The organism is Gracilibacillus massiliensis (assembly GCF_001458115.1).
Taxonomy (GTDB): domain Bacteria; phylum Bacillota; class Bacilli; order Bacillales; family Amphibacillaceae; genus Gracilibacillus; species Gracilibacillus massiliensis.
This window is the reverse complement of the sequence record NZ_CZRP01000013.1, coordinates 511,088-534,451: the sequence shown is the minus strand read 5'-3', so window position 1 is coordinate 534,451 and position 23,364 is coordinate 511,088. Positions and strand designations below refer to the sequence as shown.

14 protein-coding genes are annotated in these 23,364 nt (G+C 34.8%); 10 read left to right on the top strand and 4 right to left on the bottom strand.

Annotation, left to right across the window (positions count from 1 at the left end; all coding sequences use genetic code 11):
• The first annotated feature begins 2 nt into the window (after positions 1 to 2).
• Positions 3 to 1,190 (top strand): MFS transporter, encoded by a 1,188-nt coding sequence (locus tag BN3107_RS14820; RefSeq protein WP_058308415.1) that lies wholly within the window; start codon positions 3 to 5, stop codon positions 1,188 to 1,190.
• Between the two features lie 360 nt (positions 1,191 to 1,550).
• Here BN3107_RS14820 and BN3107_RS14815 read toward each other — a convergent pair whose 3' ends face one another.
• From BN3107_RS14815 to BN3107_RS14805, 3 genes are read right to left on the bottom strand one after another with little or no spacing between them, the layout of a single operon-like run.
• Positions 1,551 to 2,486 carry a polysaccharide deacetylase family protein gene (locus BN3107_RS14815; RefSeq protein ID WP_058308414.1) on the bottom strand — a complete coding sequence of 312 codons (936 nt, stop codon included), beginning with the start codon at positions 2,484 to 2,486 and terminating at the stop codon, positions 1,551 to 1,553.
• Between the two features lie 15 nt (positions 2,487 to 2,501).
• The gene (locus tag BN3107_RS14810; protein WP_058308413.1) at positions 2,502 to 3,887 is read right to left on the bottom strand and encodes a glycosyltransferase family 2 protein; all 1,386 of its coding nucleotides are present in this window, start codon (positions 3,885 to 3,887) and stop codon (positions 2,502 to 2,504) included.
• Positions 3,884 to 4,846, bottom strand: a complete 963-nt coding sequence (locus BN3107_RS14805; RefSeq protein WP_262359975.1) for a glycoside hydrolase family 16 protein — start codon at positions 4,844 to 4,846, stop codon at positions 3,884 to 3,886. Before BN3107_RS14805 ends, BN3107_RS14810 begins: the two co-directional genes overlap by 4 nt.
• A 157-nt stretch (positions 4,847 to 5,003) precedes the next feature.
• Here BN3107_RS14805 and gloA2 point away from each other — a divergent pair, with 157 nt between their 5' ends.
• From gloA2 to BN3107_RS20030, 3 genes are all read left to right on the top strand, one after another.
• Complete coding sequence (gene gloA2, locus BN3107_RS14800) at positions 5,004 to 5,387, top strand: SMU1112c/YaeR family gloxylase I-like metalloprotein (RefSeq protein ID WP_058308411.1); 384 nt, start codon at positions 5,004 to 5,006, stop codon at positions 5,385 to 5,387.
• Positions 5,388 to 5,516: 129 nt separating this feature from the next.
• Positions 5,517 to 7,754 (top strand): putative bifunctional diguanylate cyclase/phosphodiesterase, encoded by a 2,238-nt coding sequence (locus tag BN3107_RS14795; protein WP_058308410.1) that lies wholly within the window; start codon positions 5,517 to 5,519, stop codon positions 7,752 to 7,754.
• A 44-nt stretch (positions 7,755 to 7,798) separates the two neighbouring features.
• Positions 7,799 to 7,957, top strand: a complete 159-nt coding sequence (locus BN3107_RS20030) for a hypothetical protein (protein ID WP_187371036.1) — start codon at positions 7,799 to 7,801, stop codon at positions 7,955 to 7,957.
• Positions 7,958 to 8,036: 79 nt separating this feature from the next.
• Here BN3107_RS20030 and BN3107_RS14790 read toward each other — a convergent pair whose 3' ends face one another.
• Positions 8,037 to 9,227, bottom strand: a complete 1,191-nt coding sequence (locus BN3107_RS14790; protein WP_058308409.1) for an SH3 domain-containing protein — start codon at positions 9,225 to 9,227, stop codon at positions 8,037 to 8,039.
• Positions 9,228 to 9,411: 184 nt separating this feature from the next.
• On the opposite strand from BN3107_RS14790, the gene BN3107_RS14785 reads away from it, so the two are divergent.
• The 6 genes from BN3107_RS14785 to BN3107_RS14760 all read left to right on the top strand — a co-directional run bounded on the left by BN3107_RS14785 (position 9,412) and on the right by BN3107_RS14760 (position 23,243).
• Positions 9,412 to 10,389 (top strand): NAD(P)H-quinone oxidoreductase, encoded by a 978-nt coding sequence (locus BN3107_RS14785; protein ID WP_058308408.1) that lies wholly within the window; start codon positions 9,412 to 9,414, stop codon positions 10,387 to 10,389.
• A 311-nt stretch (positions 10,390 to 10,700) separates the two neighbouring features.
• A complete protein-coding gene (locus tag BN3107_RS14780) occupies positions 10,701 to 16,589 on the top strand; it encodes a pullulanase (RefSeq protein WP_058308407.1) in 5,889 nt (1,962 codons plus the stop codon).
• A gap of 195 nt (positions 16,590 to 16,784) precedes the next feature.
• Complete coding sequence (locus BN3107_RS14775) at positions 16,785 to 18,434, top strand: L-lactate permease (protein WP_058308406.1); 1,650 nt, start codon at positions 16,785 to 16,787, stop codon at positions 18,432 to 18,434.
• A 374-nt stretch (positions 18,435 to 18,808) separates the two neighbouring features.
• Positions 18,809 to 19,933 (top strand): IS4 family transposase, encoded by a 1,125-nt coding sequence (locus BN3107_RS14770; protein ID WP_058308405.1) that lies wholly within the window; start codon positions 18,809 to 18,811, stop codon positions 19,931 to 19,933.
• Between the two features lie 222 nt (positions 19,934 to 20,155).
• Positions 20,156 to 21,850: a sensor histidine kinase gene (locus tag BN3107_RS14765; RefSeq protein ID WP_148434740.1), complete on the top strand. Its 1,695-nt coding sequence runs from the start codon at positions 20,156 to 20,158 to the stop codon at positions 21,848 to 21,850.
• A 1-nt stretch (position 21,851) separates the two neighbouring features.
• The gene (locus BN3107_RS14760; protein ID WP_058308404.1) at positions 21,852 to 23,243 is read left to right on the top strand and encodes a response regulator transcription factor; all 1,392 of its coding nucleotides are present in this window, start codon (positions 21,852 to 21,854) and stop codon (positions 23,241 to 23,243) included.
• The last annotated feature ends 121 nt before the right edge of the window (positions 23,244 to 23,364 follow it).

The following is a 23,364-nucleotide window of genomic DNA, read 5'->3' as shown; positions in this document are numbered from 1 at the left end:
GCATGGAAAATACAGGAGCAAAGGCATCCAGTACAGAAAGAATTTGGACAAAAGACTTTATTTTTATTTGTTTTGCTAATTTCTTTATTTTTTTAGGTTTTCAAATGACTTTACCAACCATTCCATTATTTGTGCAAGACCTTGGTGGCAGTGACCAGATGATAGGAATTATTACAGGTGTTTTTACATTTTCAGCACTATTAGTACGACCTAACGCGGGTCATGCACTAGAATCTCTCGGGCGCAAATTTGTTTACTTATTAGGTTTGGCTATTTTTGTACTATCTGTTGGTTCTTTCGCCTTCATTACTAGTGTTGTTTTTCTATTTCTGATGAGATTTGTTCAGGGCGTGGGTTGGGGTTATTCCACAACCGCAACAGGCACAATAGCAACAGACTTAATTCCTCCAAAACGACGTGGCGAAGGTATGGGTTATTTTGGTTTATCCGGTAACTTAGCTCTTGCTTTTGGACCATCATTAGGTCTATTTTTATATGGTTATATCTCTTTTACTTGGTTATTTTTAATTGCAGCTAGTTTAGGGATAGTAGCCTTACTACTAGCAACTCAAATCAATTATAAAAAAGTTGAAAAGCCAAGTGAAACAGAGAATAAAAAGAAATTTGATATTTTTGAAAAATCAGCTATTGAGCCATCGCTGTTACTGTTTTTTATTACAACGACGTTTGGTGGTATTGCATCTTTTTTACCATTATATACCGCTCAACAAAATGTAGCTGGAATTGAATGGTACTTTTTATTATTCGCATTTTTTTTAATGATTTCACGAGCATTTGCCGGCAGATTATATGATCGATACGGACATATCTCCGTATTCTTGCCGGGAACAGTTTCGATTTTAATCGCGATGTTATTACTCGTCTGGTTACCTAATTCGTTTATATTATTTGTTGCAGCTTCTATGTATGGTCTTGGTTTTGGAGCGGTGCAACCTGCATTGCAAGCATGGGCAGTTGATAAAGCGGCCGTTAATAGGAAGGGGATGGCCAACGCAACCTTTTTCTCCTTTTTTGATTTAGGTGTTGGGACAGGGGCAATCGCCTTCGGTCAAATTGCTTTCCTATTAGGGTATAGTTATATTTATTTAGCATCAGCAATCTCAATCGTGTTTTCGATTACCTTGTATATCTATCTTTTAATCTATCATAAAAAACATCCAGTTCGTTAAGAAAAGCGCAGAGCGCCCGCATAGAAACGTAGCGACTGGAGCGAATCAACTGAGATAAAGGAATCACGGTGAGCTTGCGAACCGATGATGACTTATCGTAGGGTGATTTGTGAAGTCGTCTAGTTTCTGGGCGCTCGGAGCTAGACATGACAATGCTTATATGCTTTACTTATAGAAAATACAAGCTAAGCCCATGGGCTTAGCTTGTATCACGGTGTAATCGTCCGTAAAACCCCCACTTCAAGAGTCGAGTGACACTAAAGAAGCTAAGTGGGGGATAAACGGACGCTAACTTCCTGATAAGTTTCGCTAGCATCAGTGGGAGTGTAAAACTCCCACTGATTGAAGTCTCACTTTATTTTAGTGTAAACCAATTTTTTCTTTAAAGTCCTCCATCGTGTCGTCAGGAAAAACTTCTTTGCGAGGTATTTCATACATGGGTGTTCCGGGATAGACGACATCAGGGTTTACAGTGAAAGCCATAGAAAAGCCCAAATCTTTAAATAATTGAATGTTTTCTTCGTCATAGGCACCATATGGTGAGGCAAAAGCCTGACGCTTTCCATCGAGATTGAATAAACTATTTTCTAAATCTTCTTTGACTTTTTCGTCACTTTTTCCGGTCAGATATGGGGTGTTATCTTCCATCCTTTTGTGGAAATTGTAAGTATGGCTCTCAAATTCAAACACATCACAGCTGTTATGAATATCATCCACACTGAAATATTGAAATTCGCCAGCTTTAAAAGGATAGTCATATTTATGGACTGCCGCTGTTATGACAAAGCTTACTGCATTGAAGTCCAGTTTTCGTAAGATCGGTGCCACTTCCATGGCATTATCTTTAAAACCATCATCAAAAGTTAAAACCAAACTTTTCTTTGGAACATCTAGGTCGTTATTTATATATTGCTCTAATTCTTTCAAAGTAAGTGTGGTATAGCCTTCTTTTTTTAATAACTGCATTTGTTCTTCAAATTGTGATTTCAACAAAACGGTAGAAACCAGTTCACCGTCTTCCTCAAGGTGGATATCATCTATTTCTTCATCTTCAATAATGCGGTGATACATTAATACGGTAACATTTTCTGCTTTATTATCAGGAGCCATATCAAAATTTCGCGTCGAATTTGTCCACTGTTGACAAGCTTCAATTTCGAACGTCTCGTCAGTTGGAAAGACATCATGATTATATAACGCACGAGCTATGTCTTCATAATAACTGAAAATTATGAATGAAAATAATCCGAAAAATACTAGAGTGAAACAGATATTAAATAAATTCTTTTTAATCATAATAGATACACCCCTTTATACTGCTTTGTTTTCATACATCAATTCTATTTGTTTACTTGCAACTGTTTGGGGATGATTGCCAATTCGTTTGGATACGTACCAACTGTCTTTATTTTTAAAATACATAATAGTACCTGTTATAACGAACAATAAGCCCATCAAGCGATAAGATATTGTTTCGAATGGTATAAAAAACAATACTTTTTTGAAATGTTTATTCGAATAAATCGTTCCAAATCTTTCTCCTATGATAATAGTAACAATACTTTGATAAACGGATAGAAATACGGTAACCGAAAATAGTGCTACTGCGACCATATAGTTTTCGCCAGTAAATAATAGAACAAATGGAATAATGATAATTGGAAAAGCATTTAATGTCCCTAGTAGCAAAGATTCAAACAAAAAAAAGAAAGATAACCTAAATCCTAATTGACGAAAAAATGATTTTTTAAAGTGAAAAACACAATCGACAAATGCCTTTTGCCAGCGTATCCTCTGATTATAAAGCTCTTTAAAATTTTGAGGGCATTCGGTATAGCAAATAGCTTGAGGTATAAAGGCGAGTCTACTATTCTTATATTTTTTATTTGTCTTCATTAACTTATGCATTTTTAAGGTGATGTCCATATCTTCACCGACCGTTTTCCGATACCCATTGGCATCAAACAGTGCTTGTTTGCGAAACGCACCAAAAGCTCCAGCAATTACAATAATAGAATTCAATTTAGCTTGTGTAAGTTTGTGTAAATAAAAGGATGTCATATATTGAACAATTTGATAACGGACAATTCCAGGTATTTTGAATGTGGGGCGTGGTTTCATTAAATTTCCTCTAAAGCCTTGGCTTATTTGTACCATGCCTCCAGCAGCAACAATATTTTTATCCTGAAATGATAGATTAATAGCATTTAATGATTGAGGATCTAATACACTGTCTGCATCAAGAGTAACGACAATTTCTTTATCAGCATATTCCGTACCTGCATTCAAGGCATCTGCTTTTCCGCCATTTTCCTTATCTATTAAAAAGATTTTAGGATATCGTTTTGATTGATAGATATCTTTAATATCTTCATGTGGTATTTTAACGGCAGGTAATTTATTGCAAATAGGTTCTAGTTCTAAATGATTCATTAAAACTGAGAGCGTCTGATCTGTTGAACCATCATTAACGAAAAGAATTTCATACTTTTCATAATCTAAATTGACGATACCTTGTAAACAATCCAGTATAATTTTTTCTTCGTTATAAGCTGGTATAATCACACTTATTCCAATTTCTTTCTCTAATTTTTTTATCTTTTTAACTTTTTTTACGGCGAAGAGTGGGTACAGTATATACAAAAGTTGAAAGAAAATATAGAAAATAAATAAAATTAGTGTTATTTTCAACATCATTTTTGATCCACTCCTATCTGTTGAAAAATGCGGACATAGTCAACTTCAAATACTTGTGGGAAAACTGTGCTACCATCTGGACTGCCTGGCCATTCTCCACCGATTGCTGTATTCAGGTATAAATACATATCCATTGATGGACTAAATGTACTTGTTTTAAAACGTTCATTTCCGTCGATATACCAAATAATTTCTTCTGGTGACCATTCGATTGAATACGTATGATACCCCTTTGAATAATTAACACCTACATAGGAATCCGATTGACTTACTAGTTGGTTATTATCATCCAACCAATGCTGTACCATCCAAATTTTTTCGGGTTGATGTCCAAGCATTTCCATAATATCTATTTCCGGTAACCAAGTATTATCGATATTAGGCATCATCCAAATGGCGGGGAATATCCCTTGACCAACAGGTAATTTTGCTTTGATTTCGACTTTACCGTAGCGAAAACTAAATTTGTCTTTGGAATGTATCGCTCCAGATGTATAATCACGACCCTGGTGTTGTTCTTTTTTACTCACTAGTTGTAAATGACCGTTTTGAACCTGAACATTATCAGGCGTATAAAATTGCAATTCATTATTTTTTTCAGCAGCCCAATTTTCTGTGTTCCAATTATTTTGGTTTAATGTGTTTTTGTCGAATTCATCATGCCAAATTAGTTGCCAACCATCTTCTTTGTATTGATTGCTGATCGACTTTTGATTGATAAAAGATTTTGACTGATCCGATTTTACTGAAATAGTTCGTTCTAATTTTGGTGAGTTCTTTATCTTTATGATTTCAGTAGGATGCTCAGCTAAGACATGGCCGGGTATAGTAAATAAAAATAGAAAAAAACAACCTAATAAAACAAATTTCATATAATCACATCCATTAATATGTATTTTATAAAGAACATTTAAGTAATTTGTTCTATATAAAGAACTAAAAGAAGTATAAAATAGAATATATAAAACTCAAAACAGCAAATTTGTTCGTTTTAGTGAAAAAAATAGTGTTTATGTTCTTTAAATAGAATATATCGTTCGTTATCTTAAAATTTCGTCGATTTTTGTTTTAGTTTGAAAGTGATAGAATAAAGAAAAGTACAAGGAGGAGATCGTTATGTTTTTGGGGATTCACCATATTGCTATAATTTGTTCAGATTACCAAGTATCAAAAGATTTCTATCTTAATAAGTTAGGTTTAACATTAATTCAAGAAGTATATCGAAAAGAACGAGATTCATATAAATTAGATCTCGCTCTTAACGATCAATATATTATCGAATTATTTTCGTTTCCTAATGCACCTAAGCGTCCAAATTTTCCTGAAGCACAAGGACTACGTCATCTCGCTTTCACTGTGGAGGATATAGACGCAACAGTGAAAAAACTAGTTTTGAAAGGAATTGAAGTAGAAGAAGTAAGAATAGATTCGACTACGAAAAAGAGATTTACCTTTTTTCAGGATCCAGACCAATTACCGATTGAAATATATGAAAAGTGACACATCTTAAACTTAAGTATAAGAGCATGCCAAATCAAAAAAGATCATAGTAAAATATGATTACGTAAACTAAATAATATGATAAAATTGAACTAAATTATTATGTAGTGAATAAAGGTAGGGATCCTGATGCATCCAGAAATGAAATCATTACTTTTTAAGATCTTACTAGCAGGAATCGTTTATTTTGTTCTTTTATTTCTCACACAAGATTATTTATTGATACGATTGTTAATGTCCATTACAGGACCCATAATCGCCCTTTTATTTATATTGCCTTGGTTATGGTCTGCCTTCCAGCAAGCATCAACCAAACAGAAGAAATTTTGGATTTTTATAGGCATCGGTATGATTATCTATATGATCTCAAACGTTATTTGGATACTAAACATTATTGTTACAAATGGTTATGCGTATCCTACCATTTCTTTTATTCTATGGTTGGTTTCTTACAGTCTATTTCTGGTAGCTGCTGTATATAAAATACGAGTAATTGAAACAAGCATTTCGACTAGTCCTTATTTGTTTAATATATTTGTGTTTATAGTTGTTGCTGTTGCAATCAGTATCCATTACCTTTTTGAACCTGTTATATTTTTCTCGCATGATTCGATTTTGTTAACTATCATTACGATTTTATATCAAATTGTCTATTTATGCCTTTTATTTGCAATAACTACACTGTATTATCTTAATTTGTACAGTCGTGAAAAGAATTCGCTGTATTTCTTTATAGGTGGACTATTTTTTCAAATCATTGCGCAATTGTTAATAGTCGTAGTAGAAATGAACGAACTAACAAACTTCCTTCATGTTGTGGATGCACTTTGGTTGTTTTCCTTTTTATTAATCGGTGGGTCAGCCCTGCTGGTTAGAATAGATTCTAATGAAAATGATAAAAATCGCTTAAATACGATATATTCTAAAGAAACGTACTTCCCCTATATTGCGGCAATCCTTTTGATGATATTAGTGACCGATAGCTATAATTGGTCATTAAATGCTCTTAGTATTGCCCTATGTATCGTGTTTACAATGATTGTTATCAGACAAATTATTATCTTGAATCATAATAATAAATTAGTTCGTCAATATCGACATTTAGCCTATCATGATTCTTTAACGTTATTAAAAAATCGAACAAGTTTTACGGAGGAAGCCCAAAAAATTCTAAAAAAGGCGGAAGTAGAAAGTTTTCCTGTAACCGTTTTATTAATGGATTTAGATCGTTTTAAAAATATCAACGATACCTTTGGTCATTATGCCGGTGATCAAGTCTTAAAAGAAGCGGCAAATCGGTTGAAAAGTATTTTTGCAGTTAAAAGTGAAATCTATCGCATAGGTGGAGATGAATTTATTATTTTATTACCAAATGCAACCAAGGAAAAAAGCAAGGATGTAGCTGAAACCATTCTATCAAATTTCTCTTTGCCTTTTTCCGTACACCATCATGAAATAATGATCACTCCTAGTATCGGTATTAGTTCGTATCCTAATGATGGGTTAACAGGGGAACTATTAATGAAACATGCGGACGCAGCTATGTATCAAGCTAAAATGCTAGGTAAAAATCGCTTTTATTTTTTCGATGAAAAATTAAATGAACAATTAATGCGGCGGATGACGTTAGAAATCGATTTGGAAAAAGCGATAGTAGCGAATCAATTGTTTTTAGTATTTCAACCGATTCATTGTTTACATACAGGAAAAGTAAAAAGGTTTGAAGCTTTAATAAGGTGGGAACATCCAAAACTAGGTATGGTTTCTCCAAGTGAATTTATACCTATTGCAGAAGACACCGGACAGATAAATAAAATAGGAGAATGGGTGTTAAGGAAAGCATGTGAAGAGACGAAAAAGTTGCATGACCATGGAATGAAAGAGCTAGGTGTGGCTGTTAATGTCTCTTCTAAACAAATGGAATCTAATTTTATTACTATCGTAGAAGAAATATTAGAGGAAACAGAGTTAGACGCTAAATATTTAGAATTAGAGATTACAGAAAGTACCATGCAAAATATTGATACTTCGGTGCGAATGATTCGTAAATTGCATGATATAGGAGTTCAAATAGCGATCGATGACTTTGGTACTGGCTTTTCTTCTTTATATTTATTAAGGGATTTGCCAATTGATACGATTAAAATAGATAAAGCATTTATTGATGAAATAAATGATAAGAAAAGTTTATCGATTGTAAAAACGATCATTGATATTGGGTTGAATTTGAATTTAAAGATAGTTGCAGAAGGAATAGAGCATGAATGGCAAAAAAATGCGCTGACTGATCTGAACTGTGACTTTGGACAAGGCTATTTTTTTGCAAAGCCCATATCATCTTATGAAGTTTTGAAGAATATGAAATAAAACGTGGTAACAGGTATTAAATATCGAAAGAGGAGGAAGAAAGAGTGGGTTTTTTAAGAAAATTATTTCAACCAAAAAAATGTGTGGTTTGTGGAAAGAAGCCTACTAATCCCACTTATTATTATAATGATAACGATGAGAAGGTACCAGTTTGTGATAAATGTGTGACGTATGCAGAAAGACGTGCCTATCGAAAAATTTAGTGTTTGTTGATAAGTAATCCAATTGCTGAAAATAAAGTATGCTGGAACAATATTTCTTTGCTCCAGCATACTTCTGATATTAATAGTTGCCTAGTTCACTTTCAGGTGTTTGAATAATTACAGGGTTTTTACTAGGATCAATCCATTTTAGAATATTGACCATGTTACTTTGAGATACACCGGTACATCCTAATGTATAATTGTTTGCAACATGAAAGAAAATAGCACTTCCTTTACCGGGAGTTTTATTCGTATTATAGTTAATAACAAAGCCATAAGTATATGCGGAAATATCCATATTTTCAGCACTATTCCACTGACCTTCTGTTTCTGCTTTGGATTGCCATGTATTATATAATGAAGAATTAGGATCATCAACCCATACATCATCTGAAGATATTGCGCGAAAAGGCAACTTAGTACCTGGATTCCCACTTCTACCGAAAGACGTGCCGATGGTGTACTTGCCAGTTGGGCTTTTACCGTCTCCTTCTGTCTTATTCCCGCTAAATCCGTTTTTTCCAATGTAGCCACTTGTGTTTAATACTCTTTTCCAATTCCCATTAGAATCTCGTTCAAATGTTTGAATTTTAGCATGAATACTATTATATCCTGCAGAAGTAACTAATATGAGTTGATTATTCTGGCCAACGGTAGACAATTTCATGGCGTCATTACTAACTGGTTTGGATTCTTGCTTTTCTTTCTTGTTAGTTTTTGTTTCTTTTTTTGTCTCCTTCTCTTTGTTAGTAGTTGTTTTCGTGCTTTTTTTAGCGACTGTCTGCGTTTCTTTCTTTATGGGGTTGTCTTTAAGGTAACTATTATTTACATAGGCAATGGTGTCATTTGTTTTTACTTGCACCCAACCTTCCTGACCGTTTCCAATTTCTGCAGTTATTTTCTGATTTTCTACTAGCACTCCAGCTACTTCATATTCTGTACCTGGGCCAACACGCATATTTAATGATTCTACGTGGACATACTTCTCTTGATAATCATTCACGTTATACTTTTCATCATAAACTGCGATTAGTTCAGTTTCTTTCTCTTTTTTATTCTGTATACTGTTTGCTTCATCACCACTTGTTTTCGTTTTTTCTGTTTCTTTTTGAGGTGACTTAACTAGTAATATAGGTATCTCTTTGTCATGTTCAGTAAGCTCATTTGTTTCGTTTGGTGAAATTTTCTTTATCTGTTCGGGAGTATTCTGCTCATTCAAAAGAAAAGTTAATAAAAATGAAAATACACACATAATAGTTAAAGAAATCATTATATTTTTTTTAATTATAGTAAAAACCTCCTGTTGATAAATAATGTAATTATAGTTATATTATATCAATTTTGATATAGCATTGTAAGCTTTTTGTCATGTATAAATGAATAATTATTACCTATTCATAGCAATCATGTGCAATATGTTAAACTTATCTTAGTAATAATAGGGAGGTAATAAGATGCAAGGTGTAATTGCAAAACAACCTGGTGGTCCTGAACAATTAGCATATGTAGAGATGGACGAACCTAAATTAAAAGCTGGTGAGTTATTAATAGAAGTCCATGCCACAGCAGTTAATAGGACCGATATATTGAATCGTGAAGGTAAATCCGGCTATGCCCTAAATCCGATAATTGGTATAGAAGTTGCAGGAGTTGTAGCTGAAACGAATGGTAACAAAGAATTTTCAATAGGTGATAGGGTCATGGGTTTAGTAAATGGGGGAGCGTATGCTGAAAAAGTAGCAATGCCTGCTAACCGTGCGATGCTGATTCCAAAGTCCCTAACTTTTGAGGAAGCAGCAGCTATTCCAGAAGTTTACTTAACTGCTTTTCAAACATTATATTGGCTAGGCAATTTGAAAAAATATGAAACGGTTCTGATACATGCAGGTGGTAGTGGAGTTGGAACGGCAGCCATCCAATTAGCTAAAAGATTATCACACGCAAAGGTGCTGACAACGGCAGGAACAGATGAGAAATTACAAGTATGTAAACAATTAGGTGCTGATGTACTTATAAACTATAAATCAGCTTCTTTTGATGAGGAAGTACAAAAGGCAACTAATCAAGAAGGTGCTGACCTAATTTTAGACTTTGTTGGCGCTAGTTACTGGGAAAGGAATTATCGTAGTATTGCCATTGATGGTCGTTGGGTATTAATTGGTGTATTAGGTGGAAGCACAGTAGAAAAAGTAAAATTAATGGATTTGATGGCAAAACGAATTCAATTAACAGGTACTTTATTAACACCTAGGAGTGATCAGTATAAAGCGGAGTTAACGAAAGATTTTTCAGAAAAGACGAGCGCACTATTTGATAATAAATCGCTGCAACCAGTGATTGATCAAGTCTTTCCTATTGAAGATGTAGCAAAAGCCCATCGACATATGGAGTCCAATAAAAATATAGGGAAAATTTTATTAAAAGTTAAATAGACAGTGGAGATAAAGACGCTAGGACAAGAGTGTGTTGTAATTAGGAAATCCAAACGATTATTCGAAGAGCTTTCGATATCGTTTGGATTTTTATATTTAATAGGAATACACTAACTTTGCAAAGATTTGATAAATAACTCCTAAATAAATGGTTGCGCTTCCAATGAAAATATTGTATATTATTAGAGAAAACGATTGCACATATATAATTTTGAAATGTGCAATCGTTTTTTAATATCATTAGTGCAAACGTTTTCTTAAAATTGCATGAAATTGCACGGATCTTGCACAAAGAATAAGGAGGGAAATGGATGAAGAAAAAAAAGCAAGTTTTAGTATTTTTTATGATTGGTGTAATGTTTTTAAGTCTATTTTCAGGAATAGCACCTCTTCCGGATGTCTCTGCTGAACAATCTGAGCTAGAAGAGGTAGAAGAAGGCTTTTTGAGAATTCATTATGATCATGGAGACAATGATACATCTGAAATTGGAGCATGGTTGTGGGGAGATGTTACAACCCCTTCAGATGAAACAAGTGATTGGCCAAATGGCACTTGGTTTGAAGAAGGAGGTATAGATGATTATGGTGTCTATATTGATGTACCTTTGGAAGAAGGTGCTGAAACAGTCGGTTTAAAAATCAATAACCGAGCTGGAGATGATGTCACGAATGATATATCTATTGATATTTTAGCCGACGAAATGAAGGAGGTTTGGCTTAGTTCGGAGGGAATTGTCTACTATTATAAACCTATTGAATTTGAGGAAAATATAGTACGTGTGCATTTTCAGACAGATGAAGCGTCTCATGAACCATGGGGGATATGGACTTGGGGGGATGTTGCCACGCCTTCAAATGGTGAGAATTGGCCAATGGACGCACATCCCTTTTTGGATGACGTAGTGGGAGAGTACGGAGCATATGTAGATATACAGCTAAATGACAATCCAAGTAATATAGGGTTTTTACTTGCTGAACGTATTGAAGATGGAGACCAAACTGGTGATTTTAGTTTTGATGATTTAGATAACCATAGACAAATATTCTTGGAAGAGGGAAATGAAGAAGTATATACTAATCCTTATTTTATTTCAACCGAGAAAGATGAGGATCTACCTGATGAATACGAAGGTGAACAGGATATTAAAGTAGAAGCTAATGTCAATCAGTCTTTCAATTATAATGAGCACGCAGTACTGTCTGTGGATATAACAAATAACTCTGAACTAGGGATTCGGACTATTTATGCAGACACCACTGCTCTTGGTGGAACAGAACGTCTTCATATTTCACCAGAGTTAAACGAAGTAACATTAACTGTACAACATGAGATTACTGCAGGTGAAAAAACAATACCTGTTACTGCAGTAGATGAGGAAGGTGGTACATACACAACAGAAGTGACAGCAACTGTTTCGCCTAGAGAAATAGGTGAAGCAACAACGGATTGGGATGAATCGATTATTTACTTTATGTTGACCGATCGTTTTTATGATGGAGATCCATCCAATAATGATCCATATGATCTGAATTACGATGGTTATGATAATCCAAGAGGCACTTATCAAGGTGGGGATTTTAAAGGGGTAATGGAACAACTGGATTATTTAGATGAGCTCGGTGTCAATACGATATGGATTACACCGATCGTTGAAAATGTTGGATATGACGTTAATTATGATGCGTCAGAAGGATCCTATTTTGCTTATCATGGTTATTGGGCTAAAGATTTTGAAGAATTGAATCCACATCTTGGGACATTAGATGAATTTCATGCCTTAATCGATGCGGCCGCGGAACGTGAAATTCAAATTATGGCAGATGTTGTTTTAAATCATGCTGGATATGGATTGAAGCAGGACGATGATTTAAGCATTGACGGTCCTGCTGGTTATCCGACAGACGAAGATCGTTCGCGGTTTGATGGAATGCTTCGCGACAAATCAGGTTCTGGAGATGAAGGAATGGAGCTTTCCGGACTACCAGATTTCAAAACTGAAAAATCAAATGTACGTGAACAATTGGTCGCTTGGCAAAAGAACTGGGTAGAGAAGTCAACAACTGATAATGGAAATTCATTAGCTTCCTATAGAGTGGATACGGTTAAACATGTTGATGGAACAACATGGCAACATTTTCGAAATGAATTAACAAAGCTAAAACCAGACTTCCAGTTGATTGGTGAAGCATGGGGTGCTGGTAAATCAGATGATCAAGGATATCTTGGCTCCGGAATGATGGATTCCTTGTTAGATTTTGAATTTAAAGGCACCGCACGAAATTTTGTCGATGGTAGCTTAGAGAGCGCTAATGAAGCTTTAACGATAAGAAATGAAACGATCGATAATACGAGATTACTTGGCCAATTTTTAGGCAGTCATGATGAAGATGGTTTTTTATACAGTCTTGATGGAGATGAAGGGAAATATAAAGTGGCATCTTCTTTACAGCTGACTGCAAAAGGTCAACCTGTCCTTTATTATGGCGAAGAATTAGGTCAATCAGGCGCAAATAATTGGCCAGAATACGATAATCGCTATAACTTAGATTGGAATAACATAAAGGACAATGATATTTTAGAACATTATCAAAAAGTAATAGGTTTCCGAAATGATTTTTCAGATGTGTTTGCCAAAGGTTCAAGACAACAAATTGCCGGGTCTGATCAAGATCAATATTTGATGTTCGAACGTTCCTTTCAGAACGAAAATATTTATGTGGCTCTCAATGTAGCAGAATCGAAACAAACGGTTTCAGTAAATGTCGAAAATGCTGATGTTTCCATTACGGACCATTATCAGGGGGTCACATATGAAGTAAACCAAACAAATGAAGAAAATTATCAAATTACGCTTGATCTGCCAGCTAGGTCAGAAGGCGGCACAGCATTGCTGACGTCTTCAGGGGGAGCTATATTATCTGAAGCTACGAATGTGGAAGTTCCCGAAGTGACGGAAATACCAGAAAACCATCTTCGTGTTCATTTCCCGGGAAATGAACATGATTTTGACGAATTGGGGCTATGGGTATGGGAAGATGTCGCATCTCCTTCTGAATCTGCAGGTGGATGGCCCAATGCGGCACTAAATTTTGATGAGACGAACCAAACAGAATATGGTCGTTTTGTTGATATCGAACTGGCTGAAAATCCTGAGAAAATTGGCTTTCTTATCAATCATGCAAATGGCGATAATTTATCCGGAGATTTGTTTGTGAACCTCTTGACGAAAGAGATGAATGAAGTCTGGCTGACTGATAATTATGAGGTTTATTTATATCCACCATTGAAAAAAGAAGATGGAAAACTTCGTGTTAATTTTTATCAGAACGAAGAATCGTATAATAATATTGGATTATGGACATGGGGAGACGTCGCAGAAGCTACCACAGATTGGCCTGATGGTGCCCATTTTTTATCTGATCAAAGATTAGGTTTAAACGGATCATATTTTGATCTCCCGTTGGCAGAGGATCCAAATCAGATTAACTTCCTCTTCCTGAATAAAGAAACAGGATGGCAATCAGGTGACTTGTCATTTGATAAGTTTGATGAACATACTCAAATCTTTGTCCGTAGTGGAGATGACACAGTTTATACAAACCCTTATTTTGTAACAGAGGAAGGAATATTGTCTGGCGAGGTAATCTCTGATCAAAAATTGGAACTTAGATTTAACTCTGTAGCAGAACTTGATCAAGAGAAGCTTGCCGAGGAATTAGAAGTTACAGATAAAGAAGGAGATATTGTAGAATTTACTTCTATCTCTATTTCAGAAGAAAATAACAACGTAATTGTTCATGGTACGTTTGATTTAGAAAAGGCACCTTTTACTATTACACATAACGGTAGAGAAGCTATCGCAACGATCGGCTGGAGATTAAAAGATGAAATGTTCGGCTATGATGGTGATTTGGGACTTACTTTACATGATGAAACAAATGCCACCTTGAAATTGTGGTCGCCAAGTGCAGATAAAGTTTCGGTTATACTCTATAATAAAAATGACCAAAAACAAATTGTGAAAGATGACATTGAAATGACAAAAGGTGATAAAGGAGTATGGCAAGTAGAATTAAACAAAGAAACAACAGGTATAGACAGCATTACAGGTTATTATTATCATTTTGCAATTGAACGTGAAGGTGAAACCGTTCTTGCTTTAGACCCTTATGCAAAATCAATGGCTGCATGGAATAGTGATAATGATGAATACGACATAGGAAAGGCCGCTATCGTTGATCCTAGTGCGATTGGGCCAGAATTAGAGTATGCAGATATTGAGGGGTTTGAAAAGCGAGAAGATGCGATTATTTATGAAATCCATGTCCGTGACTTTACGTCCGATCCTTCTATTGATGAGGAATTAGAAGCTGAATTTGGTACATTTGCATCTTTTGTTGAAAAATTAGATTATATAGAGGATTTAGGTGTCACACATGTTCAATTGCTACCTGTTATGAGTTATTATTTTGCAAATGAACTTAACAAAGATGAAAGGTTAATAGGTTGGTCAGCTTTAGAAAATAATTATAACTGGGGATATGACCCACAAAGCTATTTTTCATTAACAGGTATGTATTCGGAAGATCCGAATGATCCAGCGAAACGCATAGAGGAGTTTAAAAATCTGATTAATGAGATTCACGATCGAGATATGGGTGTTATTTTAGATGTTGTCTACAATCATACGGCTCAAGTTCATCTGTTTGAAGATTTAGAACCTAATTATTACCACTTTATGGATTCGGACGGTAGCTCGCGTGAAAGCTTTGGTGGTGGTCGTTTGGGTACAACTCATAAGATGGCGAGAAGAATATTGGTTGATTCTATTACTTATTGGTTGGATGAATTCAAGGTTGATGGATTCCGTTTTGATATGATGGGTGATCATGATGCTGAAAGTATTCAAATCGCCTATGATCAAGCAAAAGCATTAAATCCAAACATTATTATGATCGGTGAAGGCTGGAGAACTTTTGCTGGAGATGAAAATTATCCGAATGTCCAACCAGCTGATCAGGACTGGATGGAGCATACAGATAGTGTAGCTTCCTTCTCTGATGAATTCCGTAATGAATTGAAGTCAGGGTTTGGCAGTGAAGGCGAACCACGATTCATTACTGGAGGAGCAAGAAATATTGAGTCCATTTTTAATAATATAACAGCTAATCCAGGAAATTTTACAGCAGATGATCCAGGAGATGTTGTTCCATATATTGCTGCACATGATAATTTAACTTTACATGATGTGATTGCCCAATCGATCAAAAAGGATCCAAAAGATCATGAGAAAGAAATTCACCAACGTATTCGCCTTGGAAATTTAATGGTATTAACTTCTCAAGGTACACCATTTATTCATGCCGGACAAGAGTATGGTCGCACAAAGCAATTCAGAGCTGAGGAATTCAAAACAGAAGTAGCAGAGCCACCTTATAAGTCAACATTTCTTACAGATGAAAATGGAGAACCTTTTGAATATCCATACTTTATTCATGATTCCTATGATTCAACGGATGCAATTAATATGTTTGATTGGGAAAAAGCAACTAATTCAGCTGATTACCCTATTCATACAACGACGCGTGCTTATACTAAAGGGTTAATTAATTTAAGACGTTCTACAGATGCATTCCGCTTAGCAACAATGAAAGACGTGAATGAAAAAGTGACACTAATAGATGCACCCGAAATTGCTGATGAAGACTTAATAATTGGCTATCGTGCTGAAAATTCAACATCAGATGAAGCTTATTATGTTTTCGTAAACGCAGACAATCAATCTAGAAGTCTTACATTAACTGAAGATTTAACTGGTGGTGAGGTAGTAGTCGATGCTAGACAAGCAGGTGTTGAGACAATCGAGGAACCTCAAGGTGTGTCAATAACAGACAATGGATTAGACATAGATGCTTTAACATCTGTTGTGATTCGAGTAGCAGATAAAACAGAGCAGTCTAATGGGGAAAACCCTTCAAGCCCAGGGTCAGAAAAAGAAACAGAAGAAAGATCGGAAAACCTAGAAGAAGGTAATCACCAAAAAACGTCAACGCCAAAAGGTGGCGATCAAAATTCACTTGATAATGATAATGAATCAGAGCTACCAGATACGGCAACAAATATGTACCTTCAGCTAGTAATGGGTCTAATAATGATTGCAATAGCTTTTGGTTTACTCGTTGTTCGACGAAAAAAATAATTGGTTTCAATAGGACAGACTCTTTATTAGTAAAAAAGGTCTGTCCTATTTTGAGTATGACTCCAACTTTGTATACTAGCAAAAATTTTACTGTCACATTTAAATTAAAATTTAATTAATTATGTGAAAATATTCACAAATACAAGGTGATTTGTGGTATAATATATGTATTAGGAATATATGGAGTGAGTACAAATGATGACATTAGTTGCTTTAACACCAATTTTGGCTGTATTTCTTTTTTTGGTCTTATTAAGAATGCCTGCGATGAAAGCAATGCCGATTAGTTTAGCCGTTACAGCTATTCTAGCATTCTTTTATTGGAAAGTGTCTTTTTTACAAATTACTGCGTCAATTTTTGAAGGAGTATTGATTGGTATTTCAATTCTTTATATTGTTTTTGGGGCTATACTTCTTCTAAATACCTTACAAAAAAGTGGTGCGATCGATACTATTCGCAAATTTTACATGGGTGTAACACCGGATCGCCGGATCCAGGTCATTATTATTGCCTGGCTATTTGGGGCTTTTATTGAAGGTGCTGCAGGATTTGGTACCCCTGCTGCTATTGTCGCACCATTACTTGTTGTTCTTGGCTTCCCACCATTGGCCGCAGTTGTTTTAGCGTTAATTGCGGATAGTAGCCCAGTGTCTTTCGGTGCTGTAGGTACTCCAATTATTGTAGGGGTGGAGCAGGGATTAATGGAAGGCGGCGGTGTTGCCTCAATGGTAGCCGTTTTTCTAGGTGACATGTCAATTGGAGAATATATGAAAGTGATCGCAAGTCAGGTGATGCAATTCGATTTAATTACAGGTACTTTAATGCCTCTTATTATGGTAGTCCTGTTAACTCGTTTCTTTGGCGAAAAAAAATCTTGGAAAGATGGTTTAAGAATATGGCCATTTGCCATCTTCGCTGGTCTTAGTTTTACGGTTCCTGCATTTATTGTAGCTACTTTTATCGGACCTGAATTTCCTTCTATTATTGGTGGTTTATTCGGCTTAGTTATTGTTTTATTTGCTGTAAAAAAAGGTTGGTTCATGCCAAAAGAAACATGGGATTTTGCTGTTCGCGAGAAATGGCCGAAAGAATGGTTAGGCAATTTACCTATTGCAAAGGAAGAAACCAAAAAGAAAATGTCGTTATGGAAAGCATGGGTGCCTTATCAGTTGTTAGGTCTTTTGTTGATTTTAACGAGATTAGAAGTTTTACCTTTTAAAGCTTGGCTAACTAGCGTGAAAATGGGTTGGGAAAATATTTTAGGTACTTCTATTTCAGCCGTTTTTGAACCATTATACTTACCTGGTACGGTATTTATAATCGTGGTAATCATTACTTTCTTTTATCATAAAATGAGTATGAAAGAGTTAACAAGTGCCCTATCTAGCTCAGGAAAAACATTAATTGGTACAGCAATTACTCTGTTCACAGCTGTTCCTATGGTGCGAATCTTTATTAACTCTGGTTTAAATGATGCCGGCTTTGAAAGTATGCCAGTTGAATTAGCCTATCAAGCTTCCGATTTATTAGGAAGTAGCTGGCCAATCATGGCACCTTTTATCGGAGCATTGGGTTCATTTATTTCTGGCAGTGCAACTTTCAGTAATATGATGTTCTCATTATTTCAATTTTCTGTAGCAGATCAAGTAGGATTGGAGCCTACTTCAATTATAGGTTTACAGGTAATGGGAGCGAATGCTGGTAATATGATTTGTGTAGTCAATGTGGTAGCAGCAGCTTCAGTCGTGGGATTGGTAGGTAAAGAAGGTCTAATTATTCGAATGACTTTAATACCGATGATCATCTATGCGGTTATTGCCGGGTTACTCGGAATGTTTTTGTAGAAATAGTATTAACATAATTTCTGATAAATTAATTTTTTACCATGAGATATTGAAGTGCAATATCTCATGGTTCATTTTATTGGAGAAAAAATTCATTGCATATACATGGTGCACCCAATCAAAACAAGTGACTAGTACCACAAAACATAACATATTGAAATTATGTTTGATCAATGCTATGGTTAATTCAAATTAATGTAAGTGTTTTCATATAAAAATACGATTTTCTATTTTGCTACACTAGTGTCGCATTAAAATAATTTAACTCAGAGTAAAAATCAGAATATTCTGAAAATGTTTTTAACCGTAAAAAAATCCTTTATAATGGTTGGGTGGTAGTAAACCGATCCAAATCCAAAATAAAGGACACTGACATGGATAAGTTTACTCGAAAAACAGCCTTTGAACAATGGTTTTCGCTTATTTCCTCTGATTTTTTACAGGAACAAGTGGAAAACTATCAATTAGATTACTATACCAAAAAGCTTTATACGGCATCTTTTATGAAATTATTACTATATGCACAACTACATGAAACAGAGAGTTTGCGTGCCATAAGCGATAGTGTTTTTTCGGAAGAATTACAACAGGCAACAAATCTAGATTCTATTAGCTTTTCCCAATTAGGGAGACGGTTGAATAATGTTCCAACGGCTTTCTTTCAAGCGATTTTTCTGCGTTTAGTAGCGCACATTCATGAAAAAACAGATTTTCAAACGAGACGGAAAACCACAACACCCTTAAAAATCATTGATTCCAGTACCTTGCCGCTGTGCTTGAATAACCACAACTGGGCAAAATTCCGCAAAACAAAGGCTGGCGTCAAGCTACATCTGCGCCTCGTTTTTATGGAGAAGGGCTGTTCCTATCCCGATCAAGCCAAGCTTACGAATGCGAAAGAACACGATCGAGGTCAACTCGAAGTATTGGTTGACGATAAGGCATGCATGTATGTGTTTGATCGAGGCTATTTAGATTACGAACGATTTGATCGTATGACAGACGAAGGATATTTTTTCGTCTCGCGCTTACGCAAAAATGCGGTCACTCGTACGCTAGAAACGTTTTCTTTACCCACAGATTCGGATGTTTTGTCCGATGAAATGGTGGTGATTGGTACCACGCAAAACCGATCAGAGAATGTGTTTCGGCTATTGAAAATCATCGATTCTAAAGGTAATGCGTTGCACTTACTGACCAATCGTTTTGATTTAGATGCCGATGAAATCGCGGAATTGTATAAATCACGCTGGGCCATTGAGTTATTTTTCAAATGGATGAAGCAGCATTTAAACATTAAGAAGTTTTATGGTCAGAGCGAACAAGCTGTACATAATCAAGTCTATATCGCGATGATCGTGTACTGTTTAAACGTGTTGATACAACTCGAAACCAATAGTCAACGAACCTATCTACAAATCAGTCGATATTTAAAGGCTGCCTTGTGGAAATCTTCTCATCTATGGATACGCAAAATCCAGGGGAAAAGTGTTCCATAAAGCAATGGGTTGTCGTTGCTACTTAGTGAAGACGTTATAGTAAAAAATGGATGTTTACTACCTTTGCTTGGTTGTCTTTCTTTTTCATCAAAAAAGCAGAAGGTAATAGTCAGAAAATTCAGAATAAATTCATGCGACACTAGTGATTTTGCTATTTTATTTCATTTTGTATCAGAGGAATGGAGGTTGTTTGTTATAGTCAAGCTTATAAATAAGTTTAAGATGATGAGTCTAAAAGGTCGTATAGCGATCGTATTTGCTGTAAGCACCTTTATTCCACTTGTTTTCACCGTTGTTTTTTCCTACCTTACAATGTCATCGATTTTAACAAATAAATTAAATACCACCTTTAATAGCAATCTAAATCAAATCAGATTAACACTTGAAAATACGATTGATGACATGAACTATGTTTCCCAGCAAATCGATTTTTCAGAGAACATTAACATTACATTACAAAACTATCTCGAAATGGAAGATTCTTTAGAAAAGAAACAATTATATGAAGAAATTAAAAATGAACTAAATGTGATCACATTTAGTAATCCGAATATTGGTCTATCTCTCCTCTATATAGAAGAGGAGGATAGTTATGTTTTTAACAGTCATTGGGCAAAAGATGATTTTACATTAAGAAACGAACCGTTATTTATAAAAGGATATAAGATTGATAACTTTGGTCCTCACGTTAGTATGGAGAGATTTAATAATAAATCCGTTCTCTCCACTGTAAGAGAATTAAGTATTAACTATCCTCAGAAAGTCTATTTATATATTGAATCTAATCTAGATCTAACGAAAAACATACTAGAATCAGATAATGTCATAAATGATACTAGTTATCTTATATTAGATGAGAATAAAGAAATTATTTACTCAGAGCAGGAGGCAGCTTTCTCTGTTAATCAAACCTTTCGTCCAAAAAGCGATGCAAATTATGGGACAACAGATGGCTATTACTGGTTTAGAGAGGATACCGAGCGTGGATGGAGTATTGTTTCTCTTATCTCTATTTCGCAATACAATGAAGAGATTAATCAGTGGATTATTATGATGATGTACATTGCAATATTGTTTGTCATGATTAGTTTAGTCGTCGGATTGCTATTATGGAAAACATTTTATAAACCACTAAATCAATTTAACCGTGAAGTAAAATTAATGGGAGACAGCAACTTTCATTCGGAAATTGTCCAGACATCTATCCCAGAATTTATGGAGCTTACCAACAGGTTCAGGTATATGAGAAAACAAATTTCAACTTTAATCACAGAAATTGAGCTCAAAGAAAGGAATAGGGCTGATTTAGAGGTGGAAAAACTGCTACATCAAATTAATCCACACTTTTTAATGAATACCTTGGATACAGCAAGGTGGTTAGCAGTTTCTGGTGAAAAAAATCAAGTAATACACCTTATTTCTTCTTTAAATAAAATCCTTTATTACAATATGGGGAAGCTAGGCCAATCCTCTACTTTAAAAGATGAATTAGAAAGTATGGAGCAATATTTACAGCTGCAGCAAATTCGTTATGATTTCACCTACAACATTCATATTATGCTTGATAATGATTTATTAACAACTTCCGTACCTCGATTTATTCTGCAACCGATTGTGGAAAATTCGATTTATCATGGCTTAGTAGATGATGGGCAAATCGATGTCAATATTCAACTCCACCATAATGAGATCATGATAGAGATTAAGGATGATGGCAGAGGAATGTCGCGAGAAAAAATTAACAAAATACTTCATACAGATCAGTTAGAAGAAAAGAAGCAGGGCATGGGAATTGGTTTGAATTATGTAAAAAGAATACTAGAACGAACATATAATCATAAAGCAAGAATCGAAATTATCAGTATAATAGATCATGGAACTAGCGTCATTTTATATATACCGAATGGAGGGGAGTAAGATGATTCGAGTGTTATTAGTAGAAGATGATAAATTAGTCCGTAAAAGCTTGATTTCATCTTTTAATTGGGAGACTTTTGATATGAAGGTGGTAGGAGATGCGAAGAACGGAGAGAAAGCTTTAGAATTTTTAGAAACAGAAGAAGTTAATTTAATTATTACTGATTTGGCGATGCCAATTATGTCAGGTACGGAATTAATTAGAAAGGTGAAAGAAAATTATTCAGATATCCATGTAGTAGTATTATCTTTGCACCGAGATTTTGATTATATTCAAGATGCGATGCGGCTTGGCGCGATTGATTATATTGCAAAAGTTGAGCTAGATAATGAAGAAATGGATAAAACACTAAAAAGAATTCACGACCGTATCAAGTTGGACGAACAACCTCTGAGGAGTACAGAAAAAACTGAAATACAAGCAGTGAATAAAGGCTATTTTTTAATAACTGATGAAGAAATCGATAAATATGAGACGAGATTCCGAAATGAATTTAAAACATTGTCAATCGTTGTATTAGGTGAAAATGTATTATATATCGATTATGAAGTGAATATTACCGATCTTAAAAAACATGCCACTTCCGAAATTCATCCCAATGAACAGATTTTATTAGTCGAAATTGATAGTAATCATAAATTAGAGATTAACGAACTAGAAAGTTTTGTACGAAAATATAAAGACTCGATTTTTTTTTATGAGGTAGAAAAAACGGGTATTCTCTCTTTCTATACTTTAACAAGTGCAAATATAATTAGGCGTAGAGCAACAAAAGAAGAAATACAAAAATTAAAGGAAGAATTAATCTCTTTAAAATGGTGTCGCAGTGATGATTTATTAGAAAAAACTTTATATGATTTAAGAGAATTAAGATTAGCAAAAAACAAATTGATGAGTCTTTTATTATTAACCATCCATGAATGTAGACGAATTTATGCAGATATTCTTGCAGTCGATTTGTCACTCCCAGATGAATTTAGAAGTTGGCAAGAAGTAGAAAAATGGTTTAGAGAAACGAAAGAAACAATACATCAAAAAATTTTTTATACATCCGTATCAGAAGAAACAACGGCTTGCATTATAGAAGCGATCCAAATTATTGAAAAAAAGTTAGATACATCGATTACAGCTAATGAAATTGCCAAAGATGTAAACATGAGCAGAAGTTACTTCTCTATATGTTTTAAACAGGTAGTGGGAAATACATTTAATGAATATGTAAGAGTTGCCCGAATTAGAAAAGCAAAAAACTTTCTGTTATTTACAACGGAAAAGGTTTCTGTTATTTCAGAAAAAGTAGGCTACGCGGATGTGAAGTATTTTAGTAAAGTATTTAAAAAATCAACCGGTTTACTCCCTAGTGAATACCGAAAACAACAAAGCAAGGAGTAAATATGTTCTTTGTTAGTTAGACAGATGTATTCTCTGTGAAAGAATGAGTAAAGTTATCAAAAACAGTAAACATTTATCCCCTTTAAACTGAACACATTTGACTTATTGAATGCGTTTTCAT

What these genes read in the sequence shown, in the direction of transcription:
- BN3107_RS14820 (WP_058308415.1), top strand. Translation starts at nt 3, where the DNA reads ATGGAAAATACAGGAGCAAAGGCATCCAGTACAGAAAGAATTTGGACA.
- BN3107_RS14815 (WP_058308414.1), bottom strand. Translation starts at nt 2,486, where the DNA reads ATGATTAAAAAGAATTTATTTAATATCTGTTTCACTCTAGTATTTTTC.
- BN3107_RS14810 (WP_058308413.1), bottom strand. Translation starts at nt 3,887, where the DNA reads ATGATGTTGAAAATAACACTAATTTTATTTATTTTCTATATTTTCTTT.
- gloA2 (WP_058308411.1), top strand. Translation starts at nt 5,004, where the DNA reads ATGTTTTTGGGGATTCACCATATTGCTATAATTTGTTCAGATTACCAA.
- BN3107_RS14795 (WP_058308410.1), top strand. Translation starts at nt 5,517, where the DNA reads ATGCATCCAGAAATGAAATCATTACTTTTTAAGATCTTACTAGCAGGA.
- BN3107_RS14790 (WP_058308409.1), bottom strand. Translation starts at nt 9,227, where the DNA reads ATGATTTCTTTAACTATTATGTGTGTATTTTCATTTTTATTAACTTTT.
- BN3107_RS14785 (WP_058308408.1), top strand. Translation starts at nt 9,412, where the DNA reads ATGCAAGGTGTAATTGCAAAACAACCTGGTGGTCCTGAACAATTAGCA.
- BN3107_RS14780 (WP_058308407.1), top strand. Translation starts at nt 10,701, where the DNA reads ATGAAGAAAAAAAAGCAAGTTTTAGTATTTTTTATGATTGGTGTAATG.
- BN3107_RS14775 (WP_058308406.1), top strand. Translation starts at nt 16,785, where the DNA reads ATGATGACATTAGTTGCTTTAACACCAATTTTGGCTGTATTTCTTTTT.
- BN3107_RS14770 (WP_058308405.1), top strand. Translation starts at nt 18,809, where the DNA reads ATGGATAAGTTTACTCGAAAAACAGCCTTTGAACAATGGTTTTCGCTT.
- BN3107_RS14765 (WP_148434740.1), top strand. Translation starts at nt 20,156, where the DNA reads ATGATGAGTCTAAAAGGTCGTATAGCGATCGTATTTGCTGTAAGCACC.
- BN3107_RS14760 (WP_058308404.1), top strand. Translation starts at nt 21,852, where the DNA reads ATGATTCGAGTGTTATTAGTAGAAGATGATAAATTAGTCCGTAAAAGC.